Annotated in this window: 22 protein-coding genes; 11 read left to right on the top strand and 11 right to left on the bottom strand. The window is 48.6% G+C overall.

What is annotated here, in order from left to right:
* Positions 1 to 127 precede the first annotated feature (127 nt).
* Positions 128 to 289: a hypothetical protein gene (locus tag DVO77_RS19060; RefSeq protein ID WP_162924196.1), complete on the top strand. Its 162-nt coding sequence runs from the start codon at positions 128 to 130 to the stop codon at positions 287 to 289.
* Here the strand turns inward: DVO77_RS19060 and DVO77_RS14160 are convergent.
* The 8 genes from DVO77_RS14160 to DVO77_RS14125 all read right to left on the bottom strand — a co-directional run bounded on the left by DVO77_RS14160 (position 263) and on the right by DVO77_RS14125 (position 8,695).
* Complete coding sequence (locus DVO77_RS14160; RefSeq protein WP_110458368.1) at positions 263 to 1,210, bottom strand: YeiH family protein; 948 nt, start codon at positions 1,208 to 1,210, stop codon at positions 263 to 265. The genes DVO77_RS19060 and DVO77_RS14160 overlap by 27 nt on opposite strands.
* Positions 1,211 to 1,390: 180 nt before the next feature.
* Entirely contained in the window at positions 1,391 to 2,761 is a 1,371-nt protein-coding gene (locus tag DVO77_RS14155; RefSeq protein WP_110458367.1) for a magnesium transporter, read from the bottom strand.
* Between the two features lie 196 nt (positions 2,762 to 2,957).
* On the bottom strand, positions 2,958 to 3,383 hold the full coding sequence (locus DVO77_RS14150; RefSeq protein ID WP_110458366.1) for an ATP-dependent zinc protease family protein: 426 nt from the start codon (positions 3,381 to 3,383) through the stop codon (positions 2,958 to 2,960).
* Positions 3,384 to 3,429: 46 nt separating this feature from the next.
* Positions 3,430 to 4,455: a succinylglutamate desuccinylase/aspartoacylase family protein gene (locus DVO77_RS14145; RefSeq protein WP_119978784.1), complete on the bottom strand. Its 1,026-nt coding sequence runs from the start codon at positions 4,453 to 4,455 to the stop codon at positions 3,430 to 3,432.
* Positions 4,455 to 5,360 carry a 30S ribosomal protein S6--L-glutamate ligase gene (gene rimK / locus DVO77_RS14140; RefSeq protein WP_110458364.1) on the bottom strand — a complete coding sequence of 302 codons (906 nt, stop codon included), beginning with the start codon at positions 5,358 to 5,360 and terminating at the stop codon, positions 4,455 to 4,457. The genes DVO77_RS14145 and rimK overlap by 1 nt, the downstream gene beginning before the upstream one ends.
* 454 nt (positions 5,361 to 5,814) lie before the next feature.
* On the bottom strand, positions 5,815 to 7,170 hold the full coding sequence (gene gorA, locus DVO77_RS14135; RefSeq protein ID WP_119978783.1) for a glutathione-disulfide reductase: 1,356 nt from the start codon (positions 7,168 to 7,170) through the stop codon (positions 5,815 to 5,817).
* Positions 7,171 to 7,310: 140 nt separating this feature from the next.
* Entirely contained in the window at positions 7,311 to 7,820 is a 510-nt protein-coding gene (locus tag DVO77_RS14130; protein ID WP_119978782.1) for a hypothetical protein, read from the bottom strand.
* A gap of 98 nt (positions 7,821 to 7,918) precedes the next feature.
* Positions 7,919 to 8,695, bottom strand: coding sequence for a hypothetical protein (locus DVO77_RS14125; protein ID WP_119978781.1), 777 nt, complete (start codon positions 8,693 to 8,695; stop codon positions 7,919 to 7,921).
* Between the two features lie 282 nt (positions 8,696 to 8,977).
* On the opposite strand from DVO77_RS14125, the gene prlC reads away from it, so the two are divergent.
* Positions 8,978 to 11,017 carry an oligopeptidase A gene (prlC, locus tag DVO77_RS14120; RefSeq protein WP_119978780.1) on the top strand — a complete coding sequence of 680 codons (2,040 nt, stop codon included), beginning with the start codon at positions 8,978 to 8,980 and terminating at the stop codon, positions 11,015 to 11,017.
* 166 nt (positions 11,018 to 11,183) lie between these two features.
* On the top strand, positions 11,184 to 12,053 hold the full coding sequence (locus tag DVO77_RS14115; protein WP_119978779.1) for a LysR family transcriptional regulator: 870 nt from the start codon (positions 11,184 to 11,186) through the stop codon (positions 12,051 to 12,053).
* Between the two features lie 57 nt (positions 12,054 to 12,110).
* Here the strand turns inward: DVO77_RS14115 and DVO77_RS14110 are convergent, their stop codons facing one another.
* On the bottom strand, positions 12,111 to 13,727 hold the full coding sequence (locus tag DVO77_RS14110; RefSeq protein WP_119978778.1) for an AbgT family transporter: 1,617 nt from the start codon (positions 13,725 to 13,727) through the stop codon (positions 12,111 to 12,113).
* A gap of 938 nt (positions 13,728 to 14,665) precedes the next feature.
* Here DVO77_RS14110 and DVO77_RS14105 point away from each other — a divergent pair.
* The 4 genes from DVO77_RS14105 to DVO77_RS14090 are packed head-to-tail and all read left to right on the top strand — an operon-like array spanning position 14,666 to position 17,372.
* A complete protein-coding gene (locus DVO77_RS14105) occupies positions 14,666 to 15,232 on the top strand; it encodes a LemA family protein (protein WP_110458357.1) in 567 nt (188 codons plus the stop codon).
* 36 nt (positions 15,233 to 15,268) lie between these two features.
* On the top strand, positions 15,269 to 16,279 hold the full coding sequence (locus tag DVO77_RS14100; protein WP_110458356.1) for a DUF3137 domain-containing protein: 1,011 nt from the start codon (positions 15,269 to 15,271) through the stop codon (positions 16,277 to 16,279).
* Positions 16,279 to 17,004: a lytic transglycosylase domain-containing protein gene (locus DVO77_RS14095; RefSeq protein ID WP_119978777.1), complete on the top strand. Its 726-nt coding sequence runs from the start codon at positions 16,279 to 16,281 to the stop codon at positions 17,002 to 17,004. Before DVO77_RS14100 ends, DVO77_RS14095 begins: the two co-directional genes overlap by 1 nt.
* Positions 17,005 to 17,009: 5 nt before the next feature.
* On the top strand, positions 17,010 to 17,372 hold the full coding sequence (locus DVO77_RS14090; RefSeq protein ID WP_119978776.1) for a nuclear transport factor 2 family protein: 363 nt from the start codon (positions 17,010 to 17,012) through the stop codon (positions 17,370 to 17,372).
* A gap of 149 nt (positions 17,373 to 17,521) precedes the next feature.
* Here the strand turns inward: DVO77_RS14090 and DVO77_RS14085 are convergent, their stop codons facing one another.
* Positions 17,522 to 18,307, bottom strand: coding sequence for a TOBE domain-containing protein (locus DVO77_RS14085; RefSeq protein ID WP_119978775.1), 786 nt, complete (start codon positions 18,305 to 18,307; stop codon positions 17,522 to 17,524).
* 204 nt (positions 18,308 to 18,511) lie between these two features.
* On the opposite strand from DVO77_RS14085, the gene modA reads away from it, so the two are divergent.
* Genes modA through tsaA form a run of 4 tightly spaced genes read left to right on the top strand, consistent with a single transcriptional unit; the run spans position 18,512 to position 21,540 of the window.
* Positions 18,512 to 19,261 carry a molybdate ABC transporter substrate-binding protein gene (gene modA / locus DVO77_RS14080; protein WP_373317372.1) on the top strand — a complete coding sequence of 250 codons (750 nt, stop codon included), beginning with the start codon at positions 18,512 to 18,514 and terminating at the stop codon, positions 19,259 to 19,261.
* Entirely contained in the window at positions 19,261 to 19,953 is a 693-nt protein-coding gene (modB, locus tag DVO77_RS14075) for a molybdate ABC transporter permease subunit (RefSeq protein ID WP_110458471.1), read from the top strand. The genes modA and modB overlap by 1 nt, the downstream gene beginning before the upstream one ends.
* On the top strand, positions 19,947 to 21,035 hold the full coding sequence (modC, locus tag DVO77_RS14070; RefSeq protein ID WP_110458351.1) for a molybdenum ABC transporter ATP-binding protein ModC: 1,089 nt from the start codon (positions 19,947 to 19,949) through the stop codon (positions 21,033 to 21,035). Before modB ends, modC begins: the two co-directional genes overlap by 7 nt.
* A gap of 31 nt (positions 21,036 to 21,066) precedes the next feature.
* A complete protein-coding gene (tsaA, locus tag DVO77_RS14065; RefSeq protein WP_119978773.1) occupies positions 21,067 to 21,540 on the top strand; it encodes a tRNA (N6-threonylcarbamoyladenosine(37)-N6)-methyltransferase TrmO in 474 nt (157 codons plus the stop codon).
* Between the two features lie 175 nt (positions 21,541 to 21,715).
* Here tsaA and DVO77_RS14060 read toward each other — a convergent pair whose 3' ends face one another.
* Complete coding sequence (locus DVO77_RS14060; protein ID WP_110458349.1) at positions 21,716 to 22,555, bottom strand: 23S rRNA (adenine(2030)-N(6))-methyltransferase RlmJ; 840 nt, start codon at positions 22,553 to 22,555, stop codon at positions 21,716 to 21,718.
* Positions 22,556 to 22,577 lie beyond the last annotated feature (22 nt).

The following is a 22,577-nucleotide window of genomic DNA, read 5'->3' as shown; positions in this document are numbered from 1 at the left end:
CACTGGATATCGCCGGCAGTGCGGCTGGTTAGCTTATCCAGCTATTTGTTAGTAATAATCGATATTTGGCGAATGTTAGATACCGATAAATAATGGCCACTTCAACATAACGCCCAGCGGAGGCAAGATGGAAAAGTGGCTGCTCATCATCTGTTGTGGCGTCTTCGTGATGGCCTCAGTGCTCACCAGTGGCCTGACTCGCGCCCTTATTGATATTGGAGCGTTGGTGGTTATTTTAGCCTTAGTGTGGCGAATCAACGGCTCAACTAAAGTGAATGATATACAGTAACGAACCGACCCCAATTGCGACCCAAAGCAGTAAACCTAATATCATCGGCTTGGCACCCGCTTGACGCATCTTACGCAGGGTGATCCCTGCGCCTATCAAAAACAGACACAAAACCAGTACCCGCTTTGACAACATGAAGATGGCCTCATAAGCCACCTGCCCTTGGGGGAGATAATGGGCGATAGCGATGGCAACACAATAAAACACAATAAATAGCGGCACAGATACCCTGCGCTTGTTACCGCCAAATACCATGGCGCTAATTAATGCCAGTGGTACTATCCACAGGGCGCGTGCCAGCTTAATGGTGGTAGCGGTGACTAAGGCTTCATCACCATAGGCAGAAGCCGCACCGACCACAGAGGAGGTGTCATGAATGGCGATAGCGCTCCATACACCAAAGTGATATTGGCTCATCTCCAATAGGTGGCCTAAGGCTGGGAACAGAAACAGCGCCACCGAGTTAAGTACAAATACGGTGGCTAGCGCCAGAGCGGTTTGCTGGCTGTCGGCTTTAATGGCCGGAGACACTGCGGCAATGGCGCTACCACCACAGATGGCGGTGCCGGCGGCAATCATATGGCCGAGCTTGTGGTCTAGCTTGAGTAATCGAGTGAGCAGGGTGCCCAAGATTAAGGTGAATATAATCGAACCTAGGATTAAGCCGAGGTTGTCGAGACTGACACTGATCGCCGTTTCAAGCTCAATGCCAAAACCCAAGCCTATGATGGAATAAGCCAGCAGCTTTTTAGTCAGTGCGCCGATATCCCATTGGGATGGGACTAAGCCAAGACTCGCTAATGTAAAGCCCAGCACTAAGGCGATAGGTGAAGAGATAACCGGAGTTAAACAAAGCAAGGCGCACAGTATAAAAATTAGCCGTGAAGGCTGGTCAAGGAGTTGGCTAAACAAAGATTTCATCTACAAGGTGATCGAGTTCTAGTGTGATTATCGCAGTATAACCAGCACTTAGGCTCTAATAAATTCAATAAGCTTTATTTTAAGATTCAATTTTACTTAATATCTTTTTAATTAAGCTCTGCTTGGTCGATGATGCTTTGCCACGGGCAATACGCCTCACCCACGGCAAAGTCTCGACGGTTAAGGTAACAGTAATAAGCTGCCTAAGCCTAAGAAGATAAAGAACCCGACCACATCAGTTACTGTGGTTAAAATCACCGAGCCCGCAACGGCAGGATCTATCTTCATCTGCTTAAGTACAAAGGGGATCACTGTGCCCGACGAGGCCGCAGCCAAGCTGTTAAACACTATGGCGACAAAAATAATGCCACCGAGCGGTACCGAGTTAAACCAAAAGCTCACCACCACCCCAATTAACGCGCCCAGCAACACACCATTGAAGGCGGCTATTTTAAGTTCTTTATCGAGTAGTAGCTTTAAGTTGCTGCGTTTTAAGTGGTTAAGTGCAATACCACGTAGCGCCACTGCCAAGGTTTGGCTACCAGCAATACCGCCCATGCTGGCGACAACTGGCATTAATATAGCCAGAGCCACAACTTGTTGCAGCGCATCACCAAATAAGCCTATGACCCAAGAGGCTAAAAAGGCGGTTAACAAGTTGGTTGTTAACCAGATAGCGCGCATTCTGGCGGCGACGGTAACCGGAGTAAACAGATCTTCTTCATCTTGCGCCGTTTCAGAGGCTAGCACTTCTAAGCTACGCTCTTTGAGGCGTTGCATCAAAATGGACACAGCTATCGCGCCAATGATCTTGCCCTCTTTTTGTACCGGATGCCACGCAAAGCCAGTCACGGGATTAAGATGTTGAGCCGCTTTGGTAATATCTTGATCGTCGTTGATAGGGTCGACCTCTACAATAATATTAGCCAGTGGCGTACTCGGGGCCACGTGGCGAAGCTGTTCTATGGTACATGCACCTTGGTATTCGCCTTGGGCATCGACGGCATAAACCCCAACAAAATCACGTTCGGGATATTTTTCGATGCGCTCTAATACTCTTCTCACGGGGGCCGTGGGGCGCGAGCGTAAAATATCATTATTGAGGTAACGTCCTACCTCCTCATCTTGATAGCTCAGTGCTTGTTGCATCTGCTCTATGGTGAGGGATTCTTGCTGCTCGAGATAATCTTCGACCACTTCGCTGGGTAAGATCTCGGCGAAGGTGAGTACGTCAATTTCTGTGATGCGCTTGAGCAGCTCTTGCATCTGCGCTTCGGTTAGAATATCGAGCACATGACGAGCGGTTTCATAATGCAGCAGGTGCAAGATGCCCCAGCCGCGATCGGCTGGAATATAGCGACACACGACCGCACGGTACTGATCTGTGATGGATTCGAGTAGATTAGCCAAATCGGCATCACTATAATCACTGATAAAGGCCAGTGAGGCCGATTCCTGCTCTTCAGGATGGCTGACAATGTCGATGACCCGAGATAATAGGTCGTCTCTTATCTCTTCTTCGCTAAGAGGCTCATGTTCAGGCATTGCCATGGGAATATCCTTGTAATCAAGCTAGTGACAGGCCAAGATGCGGCGATGCGCCATGGCGTACTACAGGCTGCAGTCCATTGATGGTATTGCCTTTATCCAATGCACTGGCCATTTCATGTCGGCGATGATAACCGACATGAGGTAAAAGCGACTCTGCTAATATATTACTGAATCGCGATATTAACGATTGATTCGGTTAGCAGTTAAGTAAAAAGCTCTGCGCCGGATCAACCAACACACGATCGCCCATCCCTTCGCGGCCGAGCAGCATCAGATAGGTCATATCCTGACGATTACTTAATGTCAGCTCGATAGGCCATTGATGATCACCCAATTGCAGTGTCGTCTGGATAACACAACGCTGCTCAACTTCACCATTAGAGGATTTTATCCGGCGAGAGTCATGCATTGGCGCCTTACAGTGTACCGTCTGCTCCAAATTATATACATCGGGATGCAGATCGAATTCGACATAAGGACGGCCGCCTACTTTAACACGTTTTAGGTTGTCGACGTGTAGTGATGATGTCTTAGCACCCGTATCGATACGCACCTGCAGATCGCTAATACCTAGGTCTGGCAGGTGGCAGATTTCTAAATTTCCGATAATGATTTTTTTCATGTTTTTTATCCCTAACAAGATAACGTTAACCCGCTATGATGAGCGTTTATATGACGGGCGTGGCGATAGGGGTGATCTGCTCATTCATGATCTCGATATGCTCCACCACTTCATCGGCAGCACTGCCAAAATAGGCGATATGAAACATAGCATCCCCCTCTAAAACCAAGGGAATATTTTGCTTACCTATGACGATGCCAGCGCGATTAGAGGTCACCTGCTGGATCAATTCGCCCATAGGGTTGTTGATTTCAGCCAACACCTCGCCCTCTTCAACATAGGCGCCTAGCTTGGCAAATTCACACACAAAACCACTGGCGGCGGCGCGCGTCCAGTCGCTACGGTTGGCCACAAAGGGGGCTATTTTCTGCCGTAAGCGGCGTTTACGCATCACGCCCAGAGAGGACAATACATTGAGTATGCCTCTGACCCCAGTTTGAATCGATAACTCATCAAAGCGTAAGGCTTCGCCAGCCTCATACAATAACACTCGCGCGCCATTATTAACCGCCGCTTCGCGCAGGGAGCCATCACGCACGTTGGCATTGAGCAGAACTGGCACACCAAAGGCTTGCGCCAAGGTTAATGTTTCGCCATCGTCTAAATTTGCTCTAATTTGCGGCAAGTTAGAGCGATGTATCGCGCCAGTGTGCAGGTCAATACCATAATCACAGTGGCGCACTATGCTGTTGATAAAGGTGTAAGCCACTCGCCCCGCCAGTGAGCCTTTTTTCGATCCCGGAAAGCTGCGGTTAAGGTCGCGCCTGTCCGGCATATAGCGGCTCTGGTTTAACACGCCATACACATTGACCATAGGCACTAAAATGAGCGTGCCTTTAGTGAGTTTGATATTCAGTTGCAGCAAGCGGCGGATGATCTCAATACCATTGAGCTCATCACCATGCACGGCCGCACTAATAAATACCTTAGGTCCTGGTTTTTTGCCCCGCATCACATGTACTGGCATCGACACTTGGGTGTCGGTGTACAGGCTAGCGACGGGCAGTTGCAACTGACGCTGCTCACCAGGGAGTATATCCACTCCGGCAATGTGTAAGGCTGAGTTATCCATTACCCTTTACCACGTGTTTTGTTGGCATTGGGTTTGGCATTTTTTTCGATAAAGGCGTAAATCAGTCCAGCAACATCTTTCTCGGTCGCCTGTTCGATGCCTTCTAATCCAGGCGATGAGTTAACTTCCATTACCACAGGGCCATGATTAGACTGCAAAATATCCACACCACACAGATTAAGTCCCATGGCCTTAGCAGCATTGAGTGCCGTGGCGCGCTCCTCTTTACTTAACTTCACCAGTTGCGCTACACCGCCGCGATGCAGATTGGAGCGAAACTCGCCTTCGGCCGCTTGGCGTTTCATGGCGGCAACGACTTTATCGCCCACCACAAAACAACGTATATCAGCGCCGCCCGCTTCTTTAATAAACTCTTGTACTAAAATGTTGGCTTTAAGCCCCATAAAGGCTTCAATTACACTTTCGGCAGCCTTAGTGGTTTCGGCCAATACCACACCAATACCTTGGGTGCCTTCAAGCAGCTTAATTACCAGAGGGGCGCCGCCGACATTTTTAATCAAATCTTTGATTTTATCGGGTTTGCTAGCAAATCCAGTACGGGGTAGACCAATGCCTTTACGCGAGAGTAACTGCAATGAACGCAGTTTGTCGCGTGAGCGGCTGATGGCAACCGATTCGTTAACGCAAAATGTGCCCATCATCTCAAATTGACGCACCACGGCAGTACCGTAAAAAGTGATCGACGAGCCAATACGTGGGATCACCGCATCATATTGAGGTAATACTTTACCCATGTAACGTACGGTCGGGTTGCTGCTGGTGATATCCATATAGCAATGCAGCGTGTCGATAATATCGACCTCATGGCCACGAGCTTCTCCGGCTTCTTTTAGGCGACGAGTTGAATAAAGGTTTTCGTTTCTAGACAAAATTGCGATGCGCATACCTAGTTTCCTTAATAGCGACCTTAGGCTACCTAAGGTATAAAAAATTCCTACTTAGATCAGCAGGTAAGAATAAAATGTATTGTAATGATGGCATGTTAACCAAACAGTAACACATTTAACCATTAGCAGGATTATTGCCGTTGATTAAATATAGCGATAAATCACCCAATCGGATTAATCTTGCTGCAATTGCTTTGTTTATCATTCGATTGTTTGCTGTTACTGCTTAAAAATAAGGACGCGACATTAGGGCCAAAGTCGTAAGCTGCAAAGCTAATTATTTTTGTCGTCACAACAAGGTTTTTTTGCTTGTTAGCTTAACGGCTTGTAGGAAGGTGTCGGTGCTCGGCTTATCCTAACCAGAGCGCGGCGCAATAAAAAAGGTTATGCCCTCGAGGGCATAACCTTTCAACCACTAGCCATGGATTAATCGATGCTTAGCCTTAGGCTATCAGCGCATGGTCACAAACTCCTCGGCGCCGGTGGGGTGAATGGCAACCACTGCGTCGAAATCGGCCTTGGTGGCGCCCATCTTCATGGCGACGCCAAATCCTTGCAGTATTTCATCCATGCCATAACCTATGCCATGAATACCTACCACTTTTTCATTGTCGCCAGCGCAGATAAGCTTCATTTTACAGGCTTGGCGATGAGCGGTGACGGCGGTATACATAGAGGTAAAGCTTGAGGTGTATACTTTGACATTGGCTTCACCGAACTGGGCGATAGCTTCTGGCTCTGTGAGCCCCATGGTGCCGATAGCGGGATGGCTAAAGACCACGGTTGGGATCAAGCTGTAATCCATTTTCGCCTCTGTCATGCCATTAAACAGGCGCTCAGATAACAAACGTCCCGCTTTAACCGCCACAGGCGTTAATTCGACGCCACCTTCGATAATATCGCCGACGCAGTAAATGCCTTTCGCTGTGGTATTTTGCTGTGCATCGACCACGACATAGCCCTTATCGTTTAGGGTGACGTCAGTGTGTTCTAGGTCTATTTTATCGGTCGATGGTTTACGGCCAATAGCCCAAATAAGGGTGTCGACCTCATATTGCTCGCCGTTTTCTAAGGTGAGCGTAAGGCTGTTGTCGGCATTTTTGACCACAGATTGAGGCACACTATGGGTGTGCAGGCTTGGGCCGTTACTGGCCATGCTTTCCATTAAGGCTTCGCTTAGCATAGGGTCGAAGTTGCGCAGTGGTGCGTGTTTACGCACAAACAGATGGGTCTCGCTACCCAGTGCATGCAGCACGCCCGCCACTTCTACGGCAATATAACCCGCGCCCACTACGGCCACGCGTTTAGGTTGTTCGTTGAGGGCGAAGAAACCATCAGAGTCGATACCATATTGGGCGCCCGGAATATTTGGGATGGTCGGTGCGCCGCCCGTTGCGATAAGGATATGGTCGGCACTGTAATGCTCGCCATTGACTTCGATGGTGTTGTTATTGACGAAGCGGCCATAGCCGCGCACTAAGGTAACGCCATTATTTTCAAGGCCGCGGTCGTATGAGCCGTGGATGCGTTTGATATAGGCTTCGCGGCTTTCGACTAGTTTGCTCCAATCGAACTTATTGACTGCCACATCGAAGCCATAATCTTTGGCATACAAGTGCATGGCTTCGGCGACCTGAGCGCCATACCACATGACTTTTTTAGGTACACAGCCTACGTTGACACAGGTGCCACCAAGGGCTTTTGCTTCTATCAACAGTACTTTAGCGCCACGCATAGCAGCGCGGTTTGCCGAGGCGATACCACCACTGCCTGCGCCTAAACAGATATAGTCAAAGTGTTGAGCCATCATTATCTCCAAATTCGAACGATTGCATATTGCGGTCATTGTAGGGGCAAACTGTCTGGCAAACCAGTGGCGTTTTTGGCTTTATGCAAAGACCATATAGTGAGTAAGTGCTTTGGCTTGATGGTATTAATAGGCTGAGATTAGCGTTTGTATTGGCACTTTTGGTAGTCGCTCACAGAGGGACCCTCGGCTCCGCATTTCATGCAATCCCATTCGCTCTTGCGGATGTTAAGCTCATCTCGATGAAAGCCAAACTCGGGTTTAGATTGTGACTGTAATTTACGTTTTAATTGGTTCATGCGTTGATGCAGCCAACGACAACTAGGATCATCGGCTACCAGTTGCCTCTGCGCGGTGCGTCGACGATTATCTTTTTTGGGCTTTTTACGGGTCTCACGGCGCTGGGATTTAGGTTGCTTAGTGGTTGGCAGATCTTGGGCGCGATAATGCAGCGCACTGCGGTGCTGGCCTGGGATCACGATAGGGTTGCCTTCGCTGTCTAATGCACTGTCTGCAGGCAAGGTGATAGGTGTGCTTGCTGGTGGCGTTGCGGGCTGGAGCGGTTTTAATGGTTCGCCTGCTTGGGCTAGGCCGTCAATGGCGTTGAATATCACAAAGGTGAGTATGGCGCAGCGGATAACATTAGGCATTCCTTGTCCCCCATGGCTGATAAAGGCGTTCCTTGCCTTTATGTCAGCTTTAAAACTAGTTGAGATTAGCCTAGGGCGCAATATGCGCTAAGTGAATGCTATAAGCTCCAATTGAGGTGTAAGCCGGCAAAGGTGTGATCTAAGTTGCCGCTATGTGGGCCAACTTGGTGTTTAATATCTTGCTGGGCCAAGGTGTGGCTAATATGGCTCGACAGGGTCAGTTGTGGGCTGAGTTGATACTGGATTTCGACGCCTAACTGTAAGTGGTTACGGCCATTATGTGCTTCAGTCACATATTGAACATCAAAGCCTTGGGTGACATAAGGGGTGATGGTCAGTTGCGGTGAAAGCGCCCACTCACTGTGAAGGCTGGCTTCAACAAAATAACCGGCGGCTGCGGTTGAGTAGGTATAGGCAATAGAGGGGGTGAGCCAGCCAATATGGGTGTAGCTGAGCGAGGCAAACAGCTCATTATCAGCGCACTCTTCATCACCATAGACTTGGATGCGCTGGTAGCCTAGTGAGCCATCAAAGCGATCACCAAGAGGCAAGGCGTATTCTAGACCGAGATTCCACTCGATATAGGCCATGCTATCGGCGCGCCCAACTGTGCTATACAGGGTGATATCTTGCTGTTGCCAAGCGGCAGTTGCCCAGTAAATGCCCCCTTCGTTTAAATTATTACGGCCCTGGGAGATATATTGACTGTCCCAGGCTAAGTCGATGATAGCGTTATGGGGAGAGGGATCGTGGGTGATGATATTGTTAATATGTAAATCATCGACGCTGCCAGAAGAGGCCATCTCTGTCGCGAGCAGAGGCGTGCCGATAGTCATCAAGACTGCGGTGATCAACGGAGTCGTCAAGCGGTTCATGTTACCGATTAGCCTAAACAGAGCGAGAATGGGGCGAATAATAACGCCGCAAAAACTAAACACAAATGATAATAAGTTGTATTTGAGAGCGGCTTATCAATTATGCTTTTAGGCGTGGTGAGTTAACGCTTTTTCAAACGAGATCACAATATAGATGTGTGTCGGCTGCTAGGGGGCGAGTGTGGTGCGCCTTTTTGTATGCGTTTTGCTCCCGCGGCTTGAATCACGCGCCCATCGCCCATATCTAGTGAAGTATATCTGTCGATTTTTAGAGGAAATAACATGAGCAATCCTTTGCTAAGCAAAGCGGAATTACCGCTTTTTTCGCATATTAAACCTGAGCATATTCAGCCAGCCGTCGAGCATGGGATTGAACAGTGTCGTCGTAAAATCGATGAAGTATTGGCCTCTGGTGGCCCATATACCTGGGATAATTTTGTTGCGCCGCTAGAGCAAGTCGATGATGAGCTCAGCCAAATTTGGTCGCCAATATCGCATATGAATGCGGTGTTAAGCACCGACGAATGGCGCGCTGCCCATGATGCTTGCTTGCCGCTGTTGTCTGAATACGGCACCTATGTCGGCCAGCATCAAGGCCTGTATCAGGCGTATAAATCACTTAAGGAATCGCCGGAATTTGCTAGCTTGACTCAGGCGCAGCAAACCAGTATCGAGCATAGCCTGCGTGATTTTGAGTTGTCGGGCGTAGGATTGAGCGATGATGATAAACAACAATATGGCAAATTGGTTAAGCGTTTATCTGAGCTAACCAGTCGCTTCTCTAATCAGCTGCTCGATGCGACGCAGGCGTGGAGCAAATTGATCACCGATGAGACCGAGCTTGCCGGCCTGCCAGAGTCGGCCATTGCTGCCGCCCAAGCCATGGCAGAAGCCAAAGGGCAACAGGGCTGGTTATTTACCTTAGATTACCCCTCTTATCTGCCCGTGATGACTTACAGCGATAACCGTCAACTGCGCCAAGAGTGCTATACCGCGTTTGTCACGCGGGCATCGGATCAAGGCCCTAATGCCGGTGAATTTGATAACGGCCCACTGATGGATGAGATCCTGGCGTTACGCCACGAGCTAGCACAACTGCTGGGCTTTAAGAGTTATGCCGAAAAGTCGCTGGCCACCAAGATGGCGCAGTCGCCACAACAGGTGATCGACTTCTTAGAAGAGTTGGCAACACGCTCAAAAGCCCAAGGTGAAGCCGAATTAGCCGAATTGACAGAGTTTGCTAAGCAGCAATATGGCGTGAGCGAGCTCGCACCCTGGGATCTCACCTATTACGCTGAAAAACTTAAGCACCACAGATATGAGATCTCACAGGAGTTGTTGCGCCCCTATTTTCCTGAAGACCGCGTGCTGTCTGGGCTGTTCTATACCGTCTCGCGTTTGTTTGGTTTAACCGTTGAAGAGCAAACCGAATTTGATACTTGGCATAACGATGTGCGTTTTTTCACCATAAACGATGCGCAAGGCCAGCACAGGGGCAGCTTTTACTTAGATCTGTATGCCAGAGAAGGTAAACGTGGCGGCGCTTGGATGAATGATTGTCGTGTACGACGTCAAACTGCTAATGGTTTGCAGCATCCGGTGGCCTTTTTAACGTGTAACTTTAACGCCCCTGTGGCGGGTAAGCCTGCGCTGTTCACCCACGATGAAGTGACGACCCTGTTCCACGAGTTTGGCCATGGTATTCACCATATGTTGACTCAAATTGATGTGGCCGGAGTGTCCGGGATCAACGGAGTACCTTGGGATGCGGTGGAGTTACCGAGTCAATTTATGGAAAACTGGTGTTACGAAGAGGAAGCATTAGCCCAGATCTCAGGTCATTTTGAAACGGGTGAGCCACTGCCTAAGGCGCTGCTCGATAAAATGCTGGCGGCGAAAAACTTCCAATCGGGCATGATGATGTTACGTCAGTTGGAGTTTTCGCTGTTTGATTTTCGTTTGCACCATGAGTATGACCCGCAAGTGGGGGCGCAAATTCAAGCCAAACTCGATGAGGTTCGACGCCAAGTGGCCGTGGTACCCACCGCCGACTTTAACCGCTTTCAACACGGTTTTGCGCATATTTTTGCGGGAGGCTATGCGGCAGGTTACTACAGCTACAAGTGGGCCGAAGTGTTATCGGCCGATGCATTTTCTCGTTTCGAGGAGGAGGGGATCTTCAATGCGGCAACCGGACGTAGCTTCTTAGAAAATATCTTAGAGATGGGCGGCAGCTTAGAGCCAATGACCTTATTTAAACGTTTTATGGGCCGCGAACCCAAGATTGACGCCCTATTGAGACATTCGGGCATTAAAGCATAATATCAATGTGTTAGATAAAAGTGCCAACCTTTACGGGTTGGCATTTTTGTATCAGACATTCAAGGTGTAGGCGCGCTCTATTGCAAGGTGGAATTGAGGCGTAGCTTACAAATTACGCCAAATAATGTAAGGTTATCAACATCTGAAAAATTGATTACATTTTGTGATGATAAACCCCATCTGGCTACGAAGTTTTTGCACCTTGGTGGAATTAGGGCATTTCACCCGTACCGCCGAGCGTTTGCACATGACTCAATCTGGCGTCAGCCAGCATGTGCGTAAATTAGAAGAGCAGCTGGACACACAGTTGTTAGTGCGTGAGGGCAAGCAGTTTTCACTGACCGACGCAGGGCAAACTCTCTACCAACAGGGGGGCGGCATATTGCAGGCGCTGCAGCAGCTGCAACAGGCTGTTCGCCAAGACCCTCCCTTTGCGGGCGTAGTGCGGGTTACGTCGCCCGGTAGCATGGGGTTAAAGCTGTATGCCGATCTACTCGATTTACAGCAGCAGCATCCTCAGCTGGTGCTCGATTATCGCTTTACCTCTAACTCAGGGGTTGAGCAGGCAATTGCCCAACTCGATAGTGATATTGGCTTAATGACACGGCAACCGACCTTAAGCGAAGTACACAGTCACAAGGTGGGGCAGGAGTCATTACTACTGGTGACGCCAGTGCAGTCGCCCTCGTTAACTTGGGCAAGCTTAACCCAGTTGGGGTTTATCGATCATCCCGATGGCGCGCACCATGCCAGTTTGTTGTTAGGTGCCAATTATCCTGAGTTTGAATACAGTGAGCCCTTGTCAACGCGCGGCTTTTCTAACCAGATAAGCCAGATCCTCGAGCCGGTGAGTCGTGGCTTAGGCTTTACCGTGTTGCCAGCCTATGCGGTTGACGCGTTTACGCGGCCTGAGCTAATAAAGGTGCATGCTTTATCTGTCCCCGTGAGCGAGCCTATCTATTTGTGTTACAGACGAAAGTCGGCATTACCACAGCGGGTGTTGTCGGTGATAGATGTGATAAAAACACTCTTGTGAGCGTATGATAACAACACGCCGGATGGGCTCCGGCGTGTTGGTCTACAGGCTGAGCCATTAAGGCGTATAGTAGGTCGCCGCACCTGGGCCAACGGGTAAGCCTAAGGCAAATACCCAGATAAAGAAGAAGCAGGTCCACCCAATAAAAAACACGATAGAGTAAGGCAACATGGTGGCGACTAAGGTGCCTATGCCTAAGTTTTTCTTATACTGGGAGGCAACCGCCAAGATAAGCCCGAAATAGCTCATCATAGGGGTAATAAGATTAGTGACCGAATCGCCTATTCGGTAAGCCGCCTGAATGGTTTCAGGGGCATAACCAACCAACATTAACATAGGCACAAAAATCGGAGCGGTCACCGCCCACTGCGCCGATGCGCTGCCCAGCATCAGGTTGATAAACCCACACATCATAATAAACAGCAAAAATACCAGCGGTCCAGTAAGACCAACGGCATTTAAGGCATCGGCCCCAGTAACCGCCAATACAGCACCTAGATTGGTCCATTTAAAAAAGGCCACAAATTGCGAGGCAAAAAACACCAGCACAATATACATGCCCATGGTGCTCATGCTGTGAGACATGGCGTCAATCACATCTTTGTCGCGCTTCATGGTGCCCACCACCTTGCCGTATACCAAGCCCGGAATGGCAAAGCAGATAAAGATAAAGGCGACGATCCCTTTAAGGAAAGGCGACCCTGCCACTAAGCCTGTTTCAGGGTGACGCAGTGGCCCGTTTTCCGGCACTATGGTCAAGGCTAAGATGGCACCTAGCACCACAGTGGTGATGGCTGCTGCCTTAAGACCACGTTTTTCTACTGCGCTGACGCCATCCATTTTTTGTGCGCCTAGGTCGATACTGGCTTCGCTAGCATCGTATTTCCCCAGTTTAGGTTCGACAATTTTTTCGGTGACGAATGCCCCTAAAGCGGTGATCACAAAAGTCGACACAAACATGAAATACCAATTCACCTCTGGGCCAACTAAATACTCAGGATCAATCATCTGCGCCGCGGCTTCAGTGATGCCCGACAACAAGGGATCGACCGTCCCCAGCAACAGGTTGGCACTATAACCGCCAGATACCCCAGCAAATGCGGCAGCAAGTCCGGCCAGCGGATGACGGCCTAAGGAGTGAAAAATCAAGGCTGCCATAGGGATAAGCACCACATAACCCAGCTCGGAAGCGGTATTTGACACGATACCGGCAAACACTATGGTTAGGGTAACTAAGCGCTTTGAAGCCCCCATGACCAGTGAACGCATGGCTGCCGATAGCAGCCCTGAACGCTCTGCAATGCCCACCCCAAGCAAGGCCACCAATACAGTACCCAGCGGAGTAAAGCCAGTAAAGTTCGTCACCAGATTCGAGACTATCATTCGCAAACCTTCGCCATTCATTAAGCTGACGACATGGATCAAGCCATCGGCACTGCGTCCTGGTGCACCTTCTGGGCGGGGATCTGTGACTGTGAGTTCAAAATAGCCAGCAATACCACTAATGACGATGACGGCGAGGCAGAATAGAGCAAATAAAGTGATGGGATGGGGGAGTAAATTACCAAGGCGTTCGACGATATTTAAAAAACGGACAAATAATCCGCTTTGCTGCAATGGCTGTTCGGTAGCCGTTGTACGACTCTCTAAGTCATCTTGTTGATCAAGACTCATGTACTTTCCTTCATTATGGACATCTTTGTGCCCTAAGTTGTTATTTTGTTATGTTTGGTGGCGCAATGTTTCTATGATGAAGCAAGACTTTTAACTGAAACTTAAATCGGTAGGTGATGGGGTGCGGGCGTATAGATAAAAAAAGGCCCGCTCTTTGGGGATGCGGGCTAAAAAGTGATGATTGCCCCTTGCCAACGGAGGTGGTGTTGGGGGAATTAAAGCATAACGCGTTAATCCTGTATCTAAGCTGAATAAGCAACAAATGAACTTAATGCCCCTCGCGGCAAAGCTGACTCTCGCCATGTACGGCGTTTATCTTGTGGTGAGAGTTTTGCTGTGCTGGTGCGATGCATTTCGGGCAAAAAAAAATCCCTTACATTGGGGAAGGTAAGGGATAAAAGCTGTGATTAACCCACAAGGTCAAGTGAGGTCAATGACAATGACTATAGCGCCTACATACTGTACCTAAGCTGAACCGCTATAAGGTTATTGGCAGCGCTTGGTAGCAACAAAAACAGAGCCGAGAGAGACTGGTCGTTAAACTGGCGTTTAGGTGTCGCCCGCAATGCCATTTCACATCGCGATCGTCATCGATATCTCTTCACATTAGTTATTGTTTATTAAAGGTTATATTTATCCGGATAGGGTTTACTTAAGATTTTTGTTGATTTGATGTTAAATTAGGGAGGTAGGCTGGATAATCTCGGGTTTAGGTAGTAACGTAGTGCGTATTTAGTCATGCTTGATTGCAAATGGTTTAAATAAGTATCAGTTTGATATTGTATGGTCTGTTGATTAATCGCTGGCAATATAACATCGACTGGTGAAGGTGATGCCTGCTGCTATTGCACCGTGTCTGCTGGTTGGAATGATGATAGTGCAGGCTGATTAAAGATGAGTAAAACATAATATGCCAGGACGATGGCAAGGGAGAGTGAATGGAAGGTTTATTGTTAGCATTAGGGATAGTGGTCATTATTGTCTACCTTTGGTACGTCAGCCTGATCAAAAAACGCAATGCGTCACGCGAGGCATTATCGGGCATCGATGTACAATTGAAGAAACGGGCTAACTTAGTACCCAATATCCTCAAGATCGCTAAAAAGTTTATGGAGCATGAGCAGTCATTATTAACCGAGCTGACCGAGCTGCGCACGCAAGTGACTGCAGGTTATGACAACAATGATCCCCAAGCGATTAAACAGCATCTCGCTAAGGCTGAACAACTTAATACTAAGATGGGCCAATTAATGGTGAATGTTGAAAACTACCCAGAGCTCAAATCGGACAATACTATGCTGCAAGCTATGCAGACGTATAACGAGGTGGAAGAACATATTTCGGCGGCTCGCCGTTTCTATAATGCTGCTGTGTCTGAGCTAAATACCGCGGTTGAAGTCTTCCCCGGCTCAATCATTGCGTCTATGGCTAATGTTAAAGTGATGCCATTTTATGAAGCCGATGAGGCCTCGAAAGCGCCAGTGGATGCCGCCGATTATTTGTAATCAATTCCGATAACGACCTAGCATTAGATCACAAAGATGAACGTATTTAGCTTTATTTTTGGTGCGCCGATAAAATCGGTGCACCAGTCCCAGCGTTTAGTCGCGCCCAAAGAGGAACTCGCTCAGTTTAAGGCGCATTATCAGCAACATATCGAGCCATTAACGCGCAAGTTTGAGAGTCATCGCGTCGTCAGTCTTACGTCATTAAGGCGGCGACTCTATATCAGCGCGGCTGTAATGGCAGCATTAGTACCAGTGGGACTTTTCTTTGGGGCGCAGCACTATAACCTGGAGGCTTGGTGGCTATTATTGCTACCGATAGTGGTGCTAGCATGGTGGTGTTATAGACCGATAAGTCGCTACCATAGTGATGTAAAGCAACAGGTTTTTCCTAAAATATTTAAATATTTTGGTGATGATTTTATCTTTAGCCCTAGCCAAAAAATGAGTATGCCATTACTCAAGCGCTCTAAACTCCTGCCCGGTCATGACAACGCCTTGTTTGATGATTATGTGCAGGGCACGCATAACGGGGTCGAGATCGCCGTCAATGAGCTGACCCTCACTAAAAAAGTACGTCGTGATAAACGCACTGAAACTGTGACTGTGTTTCGCGGTGTCATGGTATTGCTGAGCAGTCATAAGGCGTTTAAGGGCCATACTGTGGTGGTTAAAAACCGTGGAGGCTTGGTTAACTTCCTGTCAAGTTCCTTTAAAAACCTTGAGCGGGTTAAGCTTGAAGATCCTCGTTTTGAGCAGCAGTTTGATGTGTTCTCTTCTAATCAAATCGAGGCAAGATATCTGCTGACGGTCAGCTTTATGGAGCGCTTACAGGAATTGGCTGCGATGTTTTCGGGCAGAATACAGTGCGCTTTTTATGAAAATAAGCTACTGATCATGTTGGAGAGTAATGAAAATCGCTTCGAATTAGGCTCGATATTTAACGGGGCAACATTTGAACATGAGTTTAGTCAAATAAACCGCGAGATGAAGCAGCTGTTTGCTATGATTGAGGTACTTAAACTCGACCAAGATATTGGATTGTAATGAAACGTGCGCCTTGGGGTTTGCCACTTTTAGCTTGTTATGCCGTGTTATCGTTACTGACAGCGAGTGCGGGGGGATGGGCGCAGGAGACTGCCAGTAAACCCTATTACAAGGCGGCCTATTCGAAACAGGGGAGCCTCAGTCATAGTGATGCGCCGGTTACTATCGACACTCCCGCGGAGAAGATTAAGGTTTATCAATACACGCAGAATAATGGGGTGGTAGCGTTTGCTGATCATGCCCCAAGCAGTAGCGATTTTAGGGTACTGCTGTACGACTGTTTTGCCTGCCAGAGCGACTCAACATTAGACTGGCAAAGAATCCCCCTGTTTAGTGCCGATTACGATGAGTTGATTGAGCGCGCCGCAAGCGAACATGGGCTTGATCCGGCCTTGATTCGAGCGGTAATTCATGCCGAGTCAGCCTTTAATGTCTTTGCCTTGTCACGCAGTGGCGCCATGGGGTTGATGCAGCTAATGCCAGCGACAGCCAAAGAGCTGGGTGTGAATAACCCTTACCGTCCTGACCAAAATATCGACGGCGGGGCGCGCTATTTGGCTCAGATGTTAGCCAGATTCGATGGCGATATTGATCTTGCCTGCGCCGCCTATAATGCAGGGCCGACGACCGTTAGCCAATATCAAGGTATTCCGCCATATCCGGAAACCCGAGCCTATGTCAAAAGGGTCAAAATTTTACTTAAGCGCTATCAACAACTCGGGTAACAACCATGTTAAAACAGTCGATTATTGAACTCGAATTCGCCCTACTTAACCCCGAAGTTCGCCATAGTGCATCGACACTCGATCGCTTGATCCACGATGATTTTTTAGAGATAGGAGCCACGGGACTCGGTTTTGGTAAACCAGAGATATTGCGGCGCTTGCCCGAAGAAAACAGCCCTAAATTTACCGTGATCGATATTCAGTTTCGTCAGCTAAGTGAGGATATCGCTCAGCTGACATACCGCGCCAGCTTTAAACCAATCAATGCACTGGATAAACGTTACTCGCTGCGCACATCACTGTGGAAGTATGCCGTCGATCGCTGGCAGATAATCTATCATCAAGGCACCCCCTGCGAACCCTTTTAATGGTTAACCATATGTTTTGGCTTGTCGCCAATAATCAAAGTGATTTAAGTCGCCCAGATTTTATATAAGTTTTTGATATTTAATTTATTTCTATTTTAATAAGGTGCCTTGATAGGCTCATTTAACCTTGAGTCGTTAAGTTTGGCTCGTTAGCTCATGCTAGCAATGATCACTTGTTCAGGTTTAAAGACGCCGTAGAGCCGTTGACCTTGGCTCAGTTCAATCTCATCGGCTCGTTGGCGGGTTATTGAAGCGTAGAGCGGCTCAGGTGTGCCAATATCTAGGCTCACTTCGAAAGAATTGCCATTGGTTTTTATTGCGATGACTTCACCCTCGAGTTGGTTGTCGCTGCTCGACACCACAAAAGTAGTCGATAAATCAACCAGAGGTGCCTTGAACAATAGCAATACAGATTGAGCCATGGTCAAACCAAGTCGGCAAGTACTGCTATGAGTCACAGTGGCAAAGACCGTTTGGCCTGCTGAGGTCTTAAGCGTGATTCTGTCATTGAGTTCACAAGGCTCAATAGCACAGATCTTGGCGCTTATCTGGTTTCTGGCGCTAGTTTTTAATGAAAAATGCGCCATGACATCGAGCAGGCTTTGCATTGGCACCTGCTGATCGAGTAGCGCCTCTAACACCATCTCCTGCATCTGTTCGGTTAGGGCGTAAACCTGTACTAATCGTTCTCCAAAAGGGGTTAAACGAGCACCACCGCCCCCTTTGCCGCCTTTTTCACTGACGACCACAGCATCCGACAGGCGATGATTCATGTCATTAACGGCGTCCCACGCGGCTTTGTAGCTTAGCCCCGCTAGCTTAGCCCCTTGGCTAATAGATCCTGTTACGTCGATCTGCTTTAACAGCTTGATTCGTTTAGGGTTAGCTACCGCTTTATCGGCAATAGACAGGGTTAACTGTGCTTGTAAATCCATTGGGTATCATCACTAGAGAACCAGGAGGTAATTGTCGCCTATTCGCCGACAAAAGACTACTTAGCTCACTCTCTTTGCGTAGATTACTTGTTATTCGATATGTAACCATGTATATATCGATTCCGCTGTATATTTAACTACATATCGATTGGTATTAGGAGCATTGAAATGAGCGTTAACAAGTATTGGTCAGGTTTAAAGTTGATGGCCAGCGGCATGGTGGTTGTCGCGGCCAGTTTTACCTGTGTTGCCCAAGAGAAAGTCACCGTGTTTGCGGCCGCCTCGCTAACGAATGCACTGACCGAGGTGGGGCAAAAGTTTGATCAGCAAAATGATACTCAAACAGTGTTTTCTTTTGCCTCGTCATCGACACTGGCACGCCAGATAGCCCAAGGCGCCCCTGCGCAGGTTTACCTGTCAGCTAATCAAAAATGGATGGACTACCTTATTGATAATGACGCGGTAAATGCTGAGTCTAAGGTCACTCTGCTAAAAAACAGTTTAGTGTTGATCGCGCCTAGCAGCGCCAACTCAGCCCCTATTAATATCGATGCCAAGTGGCCACTCGTACAAAGCTTACAAGGGGGTAGACTGGCGGTGGGCGATCCCGATCATGTACCGGCAGGACGCTATGCTAAGCAGGCATTAAGCTATCTACATTTATGGTCGCAAGCCGAGCCACTGCTGGCTCGTGCCAATAGCGTGCGCGGTGCGTTAGCCCTAGTTGAGCGCGCAGAAGCGCCCTTGGGCATAGTGTATGCGACAGATGCATCACAGTCTGATGCCGTGGCCTTAGTGGGCACCTTCCCAGCAGATAGCCATAAGCCGATAGAATACCCATTGGCTTTGGTGGATAAGCAGCCTAGCGCTGGCGCTAACGCTTTTTATCACTATCTACAATCACCTGCAGCGAAAGCCATTTTTAGTCAATATGGATTCAAGGTTGCACAGTGATATTGACAGAATATGAGACTGCCGCGCTATTACTCAGTCTCAAAGTCTCTGGAGTGGCAGTGCTATTTAGCCTGCCCTTGGGCATTGGCTGTGCTTGGCTCTTAGCGCGCGTGGAGTTTCCGGGTAAAGCCTTGTTTGACAGCGTCATTCACCTGCCGTTGGTGTTACCGCCTGTGGTTATCGGTTATCTACTGTTGATCTCTATGGGGCGTAAAGGGGTTATTGGTGAGCGTCTTTTTGAATGGTTTGGTATCAGTTTTAGCTTCAATTGGCGCGGCGCTGCATTGGCGGCCGCCATTGTCTCTTTTCCATTAATGGTGCGGGCGATTCGTCAGGCGTTTGAGCATGTCGACGTGCGGCTAGAGCAGGCCGCCAGAACCCTAGGAAGTAGTCCCTTAAGGGTATTTATGACCATAACTTTGCCTCTAACGGCGCCGGGGATCATCTCTGGCATGGTACTGGCTTTCGCTCGCAGCCTAGGGGAGTTTGGCTCAACCATTACCTTCGTCTCTAATATTCCAGGAGAGACTCGCACTATTCCACTGGCGATGTACTCATTTATCGAGACCCCCGGCGCCGAGAGTCAGGCGGCTCGGCTGTGTGTTATCGCCATTATTATCGCGTTACTGTCATTGATCATCTCTCAATGGTTGACGCAAAAAGCGCAGCGGCGAGTATCGGCAACATGTTAACTATCAATATTAATAAACAGCTGGGCGATCTATCTCTCGCGGTAGCGGCGCAGCTTCCCATGAGCGGAATTACGGCAATCTTTGGTCGTAGTGGTGCAGGAAAAACCTCGTTAATCAATGTACTTGGTGGCTTGTCGACACCCGATAGCGGCGAGATATGCTTAAACAATCAGACGCTATTTAGTCGGCAGCAGGGTATCAATCTGCCGCCAGAGCGGCGTGGTATCGGCTATGTTTTTCAAGAGGCGCGCTTATTTCCCCATTACAGTGTGCGCGGCAATCTTAATTATGGTTGCCGTGACAAAGATGTGGCCCATTTTACCAAGGTGGTGCAGTTGTTGGGGCTCGCGCCACTGTTAAAACGTTATCCCCTTGGACTCTCGGGCGGTGAAAAGCAGCGGGTGGCGATTGGCCGTGCGCTGCTGACCAAGCCTAAGATGTTATTGATGGATGAACCATTGGCTTCGCTCGATCTGCCACGTAAACGGGAACTCATTCCTTACTTAATCGATTTAGCGAAAAATTTAGACTTACCTATCGTGTATGTTAGCCACAGCCTAGATGAGATTTTGCAACTGGCCGAGCATATGTTGGTGTTGGAAAATGGGCGAGTGATCGCCAAAGGCTCATTGCAACAAGTATGGAATAGTGAGCAGATGCGACCTTGGTTATCGGCGCAAGAACAAAGTTCGCTGTTAGAGGTGAGCGTTGCCGAAGTCAACCAAAACTACTCGATGACTCGGGTCACCCTGAGCGATGATGTGAGCCTGTGGGTGAACAGCGTCTCGTTGCAATGCGGCGCAAAACTTCGGGTACGAATTCATGCTAATCATATCTCCTTGTGTCGCATTCGGCCGCAGCAGACCAGTATTCGCAATATCGTGCCCGTTAGCGTAATTGAGGTGCAGCAGCGCGATGAGGATAACCACAGGCAAGTTAAATTGGATCTGGCGGGGCATACATTATGGGCTAATGTGACGTGTTGGGCCTGTGATGACTTAGCCATAAAGCCAGGTCTGTCGCTGTTTGCCCAAATAAAAGGCGTTAGTATGACCGCAGCCGATTTGGCGCAGTCCCACTAATTAAACTGACAGGAGCCGAGAAGAGAGCATTATGATCACATATTCCCCAATAGGTTATGCCAAGACGCCCTTCAAACAGATAGAAAATGTGCCAGTGCAGGGTGCCGGCATATCTCAAGATATTGCCGAGCTTATCATCAATGAAGAGTATGTTCAGGGGTTAGATGATCTCGAAGAATTTTCGCATATCTATGTGGTGTTTCATATCCATAAAGCGGCAGGTTATAAGCTTAAGGTGACTCCGTTTCTAGATGATCAGCCGCGGGGTATTTTTGCTACGCGCTCACCCAAGCGTCCCAACGCGATTGGCTTGTCGATTGTCGAGATTGTTCGCATTGAAGCTAACCGTATTGTTGTGCGCGGAGTGGATCTATTAGACGCTACCCCCATTTTGGATATCAAACCCTATATTCAATCCTTTGATAACATTAAACAGACCAAAGATGGCTGGTATGAGCAAGGACTAGACCCGCTTACCGTACGCTCTGATAAGCGATTTGCATAAGAGTCGGATAATCTAAGTGGGGTATCGACTAGGGGCGCAGCGCTGATTCTCTAAGTCATGGGCGTAGCTCAGCGATAAGCTGATATCGGTAGATGCGAATTTGTATTTAGAGCGTGAGCGTAAAGGTGATAGAACACGCCCGGTGGTGTGCTCTATCGCTATGATGGCTTAGGGATTATTCACCCACTTCCCAGATGACTTGCGTACTGCCGCCACCTTGGTTTAGCAATGGGCCAAGATAATCGAGTGTGGTTTGCGCCAGCTCATCGAGCTGCCACGGCGGGTTAATGACCCATAGACCGGCGGCTGTCATGCCAAACTCATCGCTGTCGGCCTTAATGGCTTGTTCGATACGCAGCTGACGACGGATACCACTTTGCTTTAATAACTCAAACATCGACTCGGTTTGTGCACGATTTACCACGGGATACCAGATCATGTACACGCCAGTAGCGAAGCGTTTATGGGCCTGAATCACCGCCTTGGCCACCTCTTGATAATCGCTTTTCATCTCATAGCTAGGATCGATTAATACCACAGCGCGGCGCTCCAGTGGCGGCACAGCAGCTATCAAACCTTGCAGACCATCACCCTTAATCACCTTGATTTTTTTATCTGCGCCTAATTGCTCATCTAGGGTCAGAAAGTCGGCGCTATGCAGTTCATGTAGCACCATACGATCGTTTTCACGTAGGTTCATATCGACAAACGAGGGTGAGCCTGGGTATAACTCAAGATCAGCAGTACCGTTAAAATGCTTAACATCGTTGATGTAATCTTGCAGCGGCGGTGGCAGGTCGTCCTTGTCCCACAATTTAGCCACACCAGCTAAGTACTCACCGGTTTTTTGCGCAAACTCATCCGAAAGGGCATAACCACCGGCACCCGCATGGGTATCGATATACACCATAGGTTTATTTTTCTTATGCATCAACTTAAGGGTTTGCAGCAACAGGCTGTGCTTAAGCACATCTGCATAATTTCCGGCGTGGTAACCGTGGCGATAACTTAGCATGAAAGATCTTAATCGGTGGTGA

The organism is Shewanella algidipiscicola, from assembly GCF_003605125.1.
GTDB classification, from domain to species: domain Bacteria; phylum Pseudomonadota; class Gammaproteobacteria; order Enterobacterales; family Shewanellaceae; genus Shewanella; species Shewanella algidipiscicola.
Note: the sequence above shows the minus strand (reverse complement) of the source record. Positions and strands in the feature narration are given on the sequence as shown.

Coding starts and splice junctions, on each gene's coding strand:
- DVO77_RS19060 (WP_162924196.1), top strand. CDS start 128: ATGGAAAAGTGGCTGCTCATCATCTGTTGTGGCGTCTTCGTGATGGCC.
- DVO77_RS14160 (WP_110458368.1), bottom strand. CDS start 1,210: ATGAAATCTTTGTTTAGCCAACTCCTTGACCAGCCTTCACGGCTAATT.
- DVO77_RS14155 (WP_110458367.1), bottom strand. CDS start 2,761: ATGGCAATGCCTGAACATGAGCCTCTTAGCGAAGAAGAGATAAGAGAC.
- DVO77_RS14150 (WP_110458366.1), bottom strand. CDS start 3,383: ATGAAAAAAATCATTATCGGAAATTTAGAAATCTGCCACCTGCCAGAC.
- DVO77_RS14145 (WP_119978784.1), bottom strand. CDS start 4,455: ATGGATAACTCAGCCTTACACATTGCCGGAGTGGATATACTCCCTGGT.
- rimK (WP_110458364.1), bottom strand. CDS start 5,360: ATGCGCATCGCAATTTTGTCTAGAAACGAAAACCTTTATTCAACTCGT.
- gorA (WP_119978783.1), bottom strand. CDS start 7,170: ATGGCTCAACACTTTGACTATATCTGTTTAGGCGCAGGCAGTGGTGGT.
- DVO77_RS14130 (WP_119978782.1), bottom strand. CDS start 7,820: ATGCCTAATGTTATCCGCTGCGCCATACTCACCTTTGTGATATTCAAC.
- DVO77_RS14125 (WP_119978781.1), bottom strand. CDS start 8,695: ATGAACCGCTTGACGACTCCGTTGATCACCGCAGTCTTGATGACTATC.
- prlC (WP_119978780.1), top strand. CDS start 8,978: ATGAGCAATCCTTTGCTAAGCAAAGCGGAATTACCGCTTTTTTCGCAT.
- DVO77_RS14115 (WP_119978779.1), top strand. CDS start 11,184: ATGATAAACCCCATCTGGCTACGAAGTTTTTGCACCTTGGTGGAATTA.
- DVO77_RS14110 (WP_119978778.1), bottom strand. CDS start 13,727: ATGAGTCTTGATCAACAAGATGACTTAGAGAGTCGTACAACGGCTACC.
- DVO77_RS14105 (WP_110458357.1), top strand. CDS start 14,666: ATGGAAGGTTTATTGTTAGCATTAGGGATAGTGGTCATTATTGTCTAC.
- DVO77_RS14100 (WP_110458356.1), top strand. CDS start 15,269: ATGAACGTATTTAGCTTTATTTTTGGTGCGCCGATAAAATCGGTGCAC.
- DVO77_RS14095 (WP_119978777.1), top strand. CDS start 16,279: ATGAAACGTGCGCCTTGGGGTTTGCCACTTTTAGCTTGTTATGCCGTG.
- DVO77_RS14090 (WP_119978776.1), top strand. CDS start 17,010: ATGTTAAAACAGTCGATTATTGAACTCGAATTCGCCCTACTTAACCCC.
- DVO77_RS14085 (WP_119978775.1), bottom strand. CDS start 18,307: ATGGATTTACAAGCACAGTTAACCCTGTCTATTGCCGATAAAGCGGTA.
- modA (WP_373317372.1), top strand. CDS start 18,512: ATGGCCAGCGGCATGGTGGTTGTCGCGGCCAGTTTTACCTGTGTTGCC.
- modC (WP_110458351.1), top strand. CDS start 19,947: ATGTTAACTATCAATATTAATAAACAGCTGGGCGATCTATCTCTCGCG.
- tsaA (WP_119978773.1), top strand. CDS start 21,067: ATGATCACATATTCCCCAATAGGTTATGCCAAGACGCCCTTCAAACAG.
- DVO77_RS14060 (WP_110458349.1), bottom strand. CDS start 22,555: ATGCTAAGTTATCGCCACGGTTACCACGCCGGAAATTATGCAGATGTG.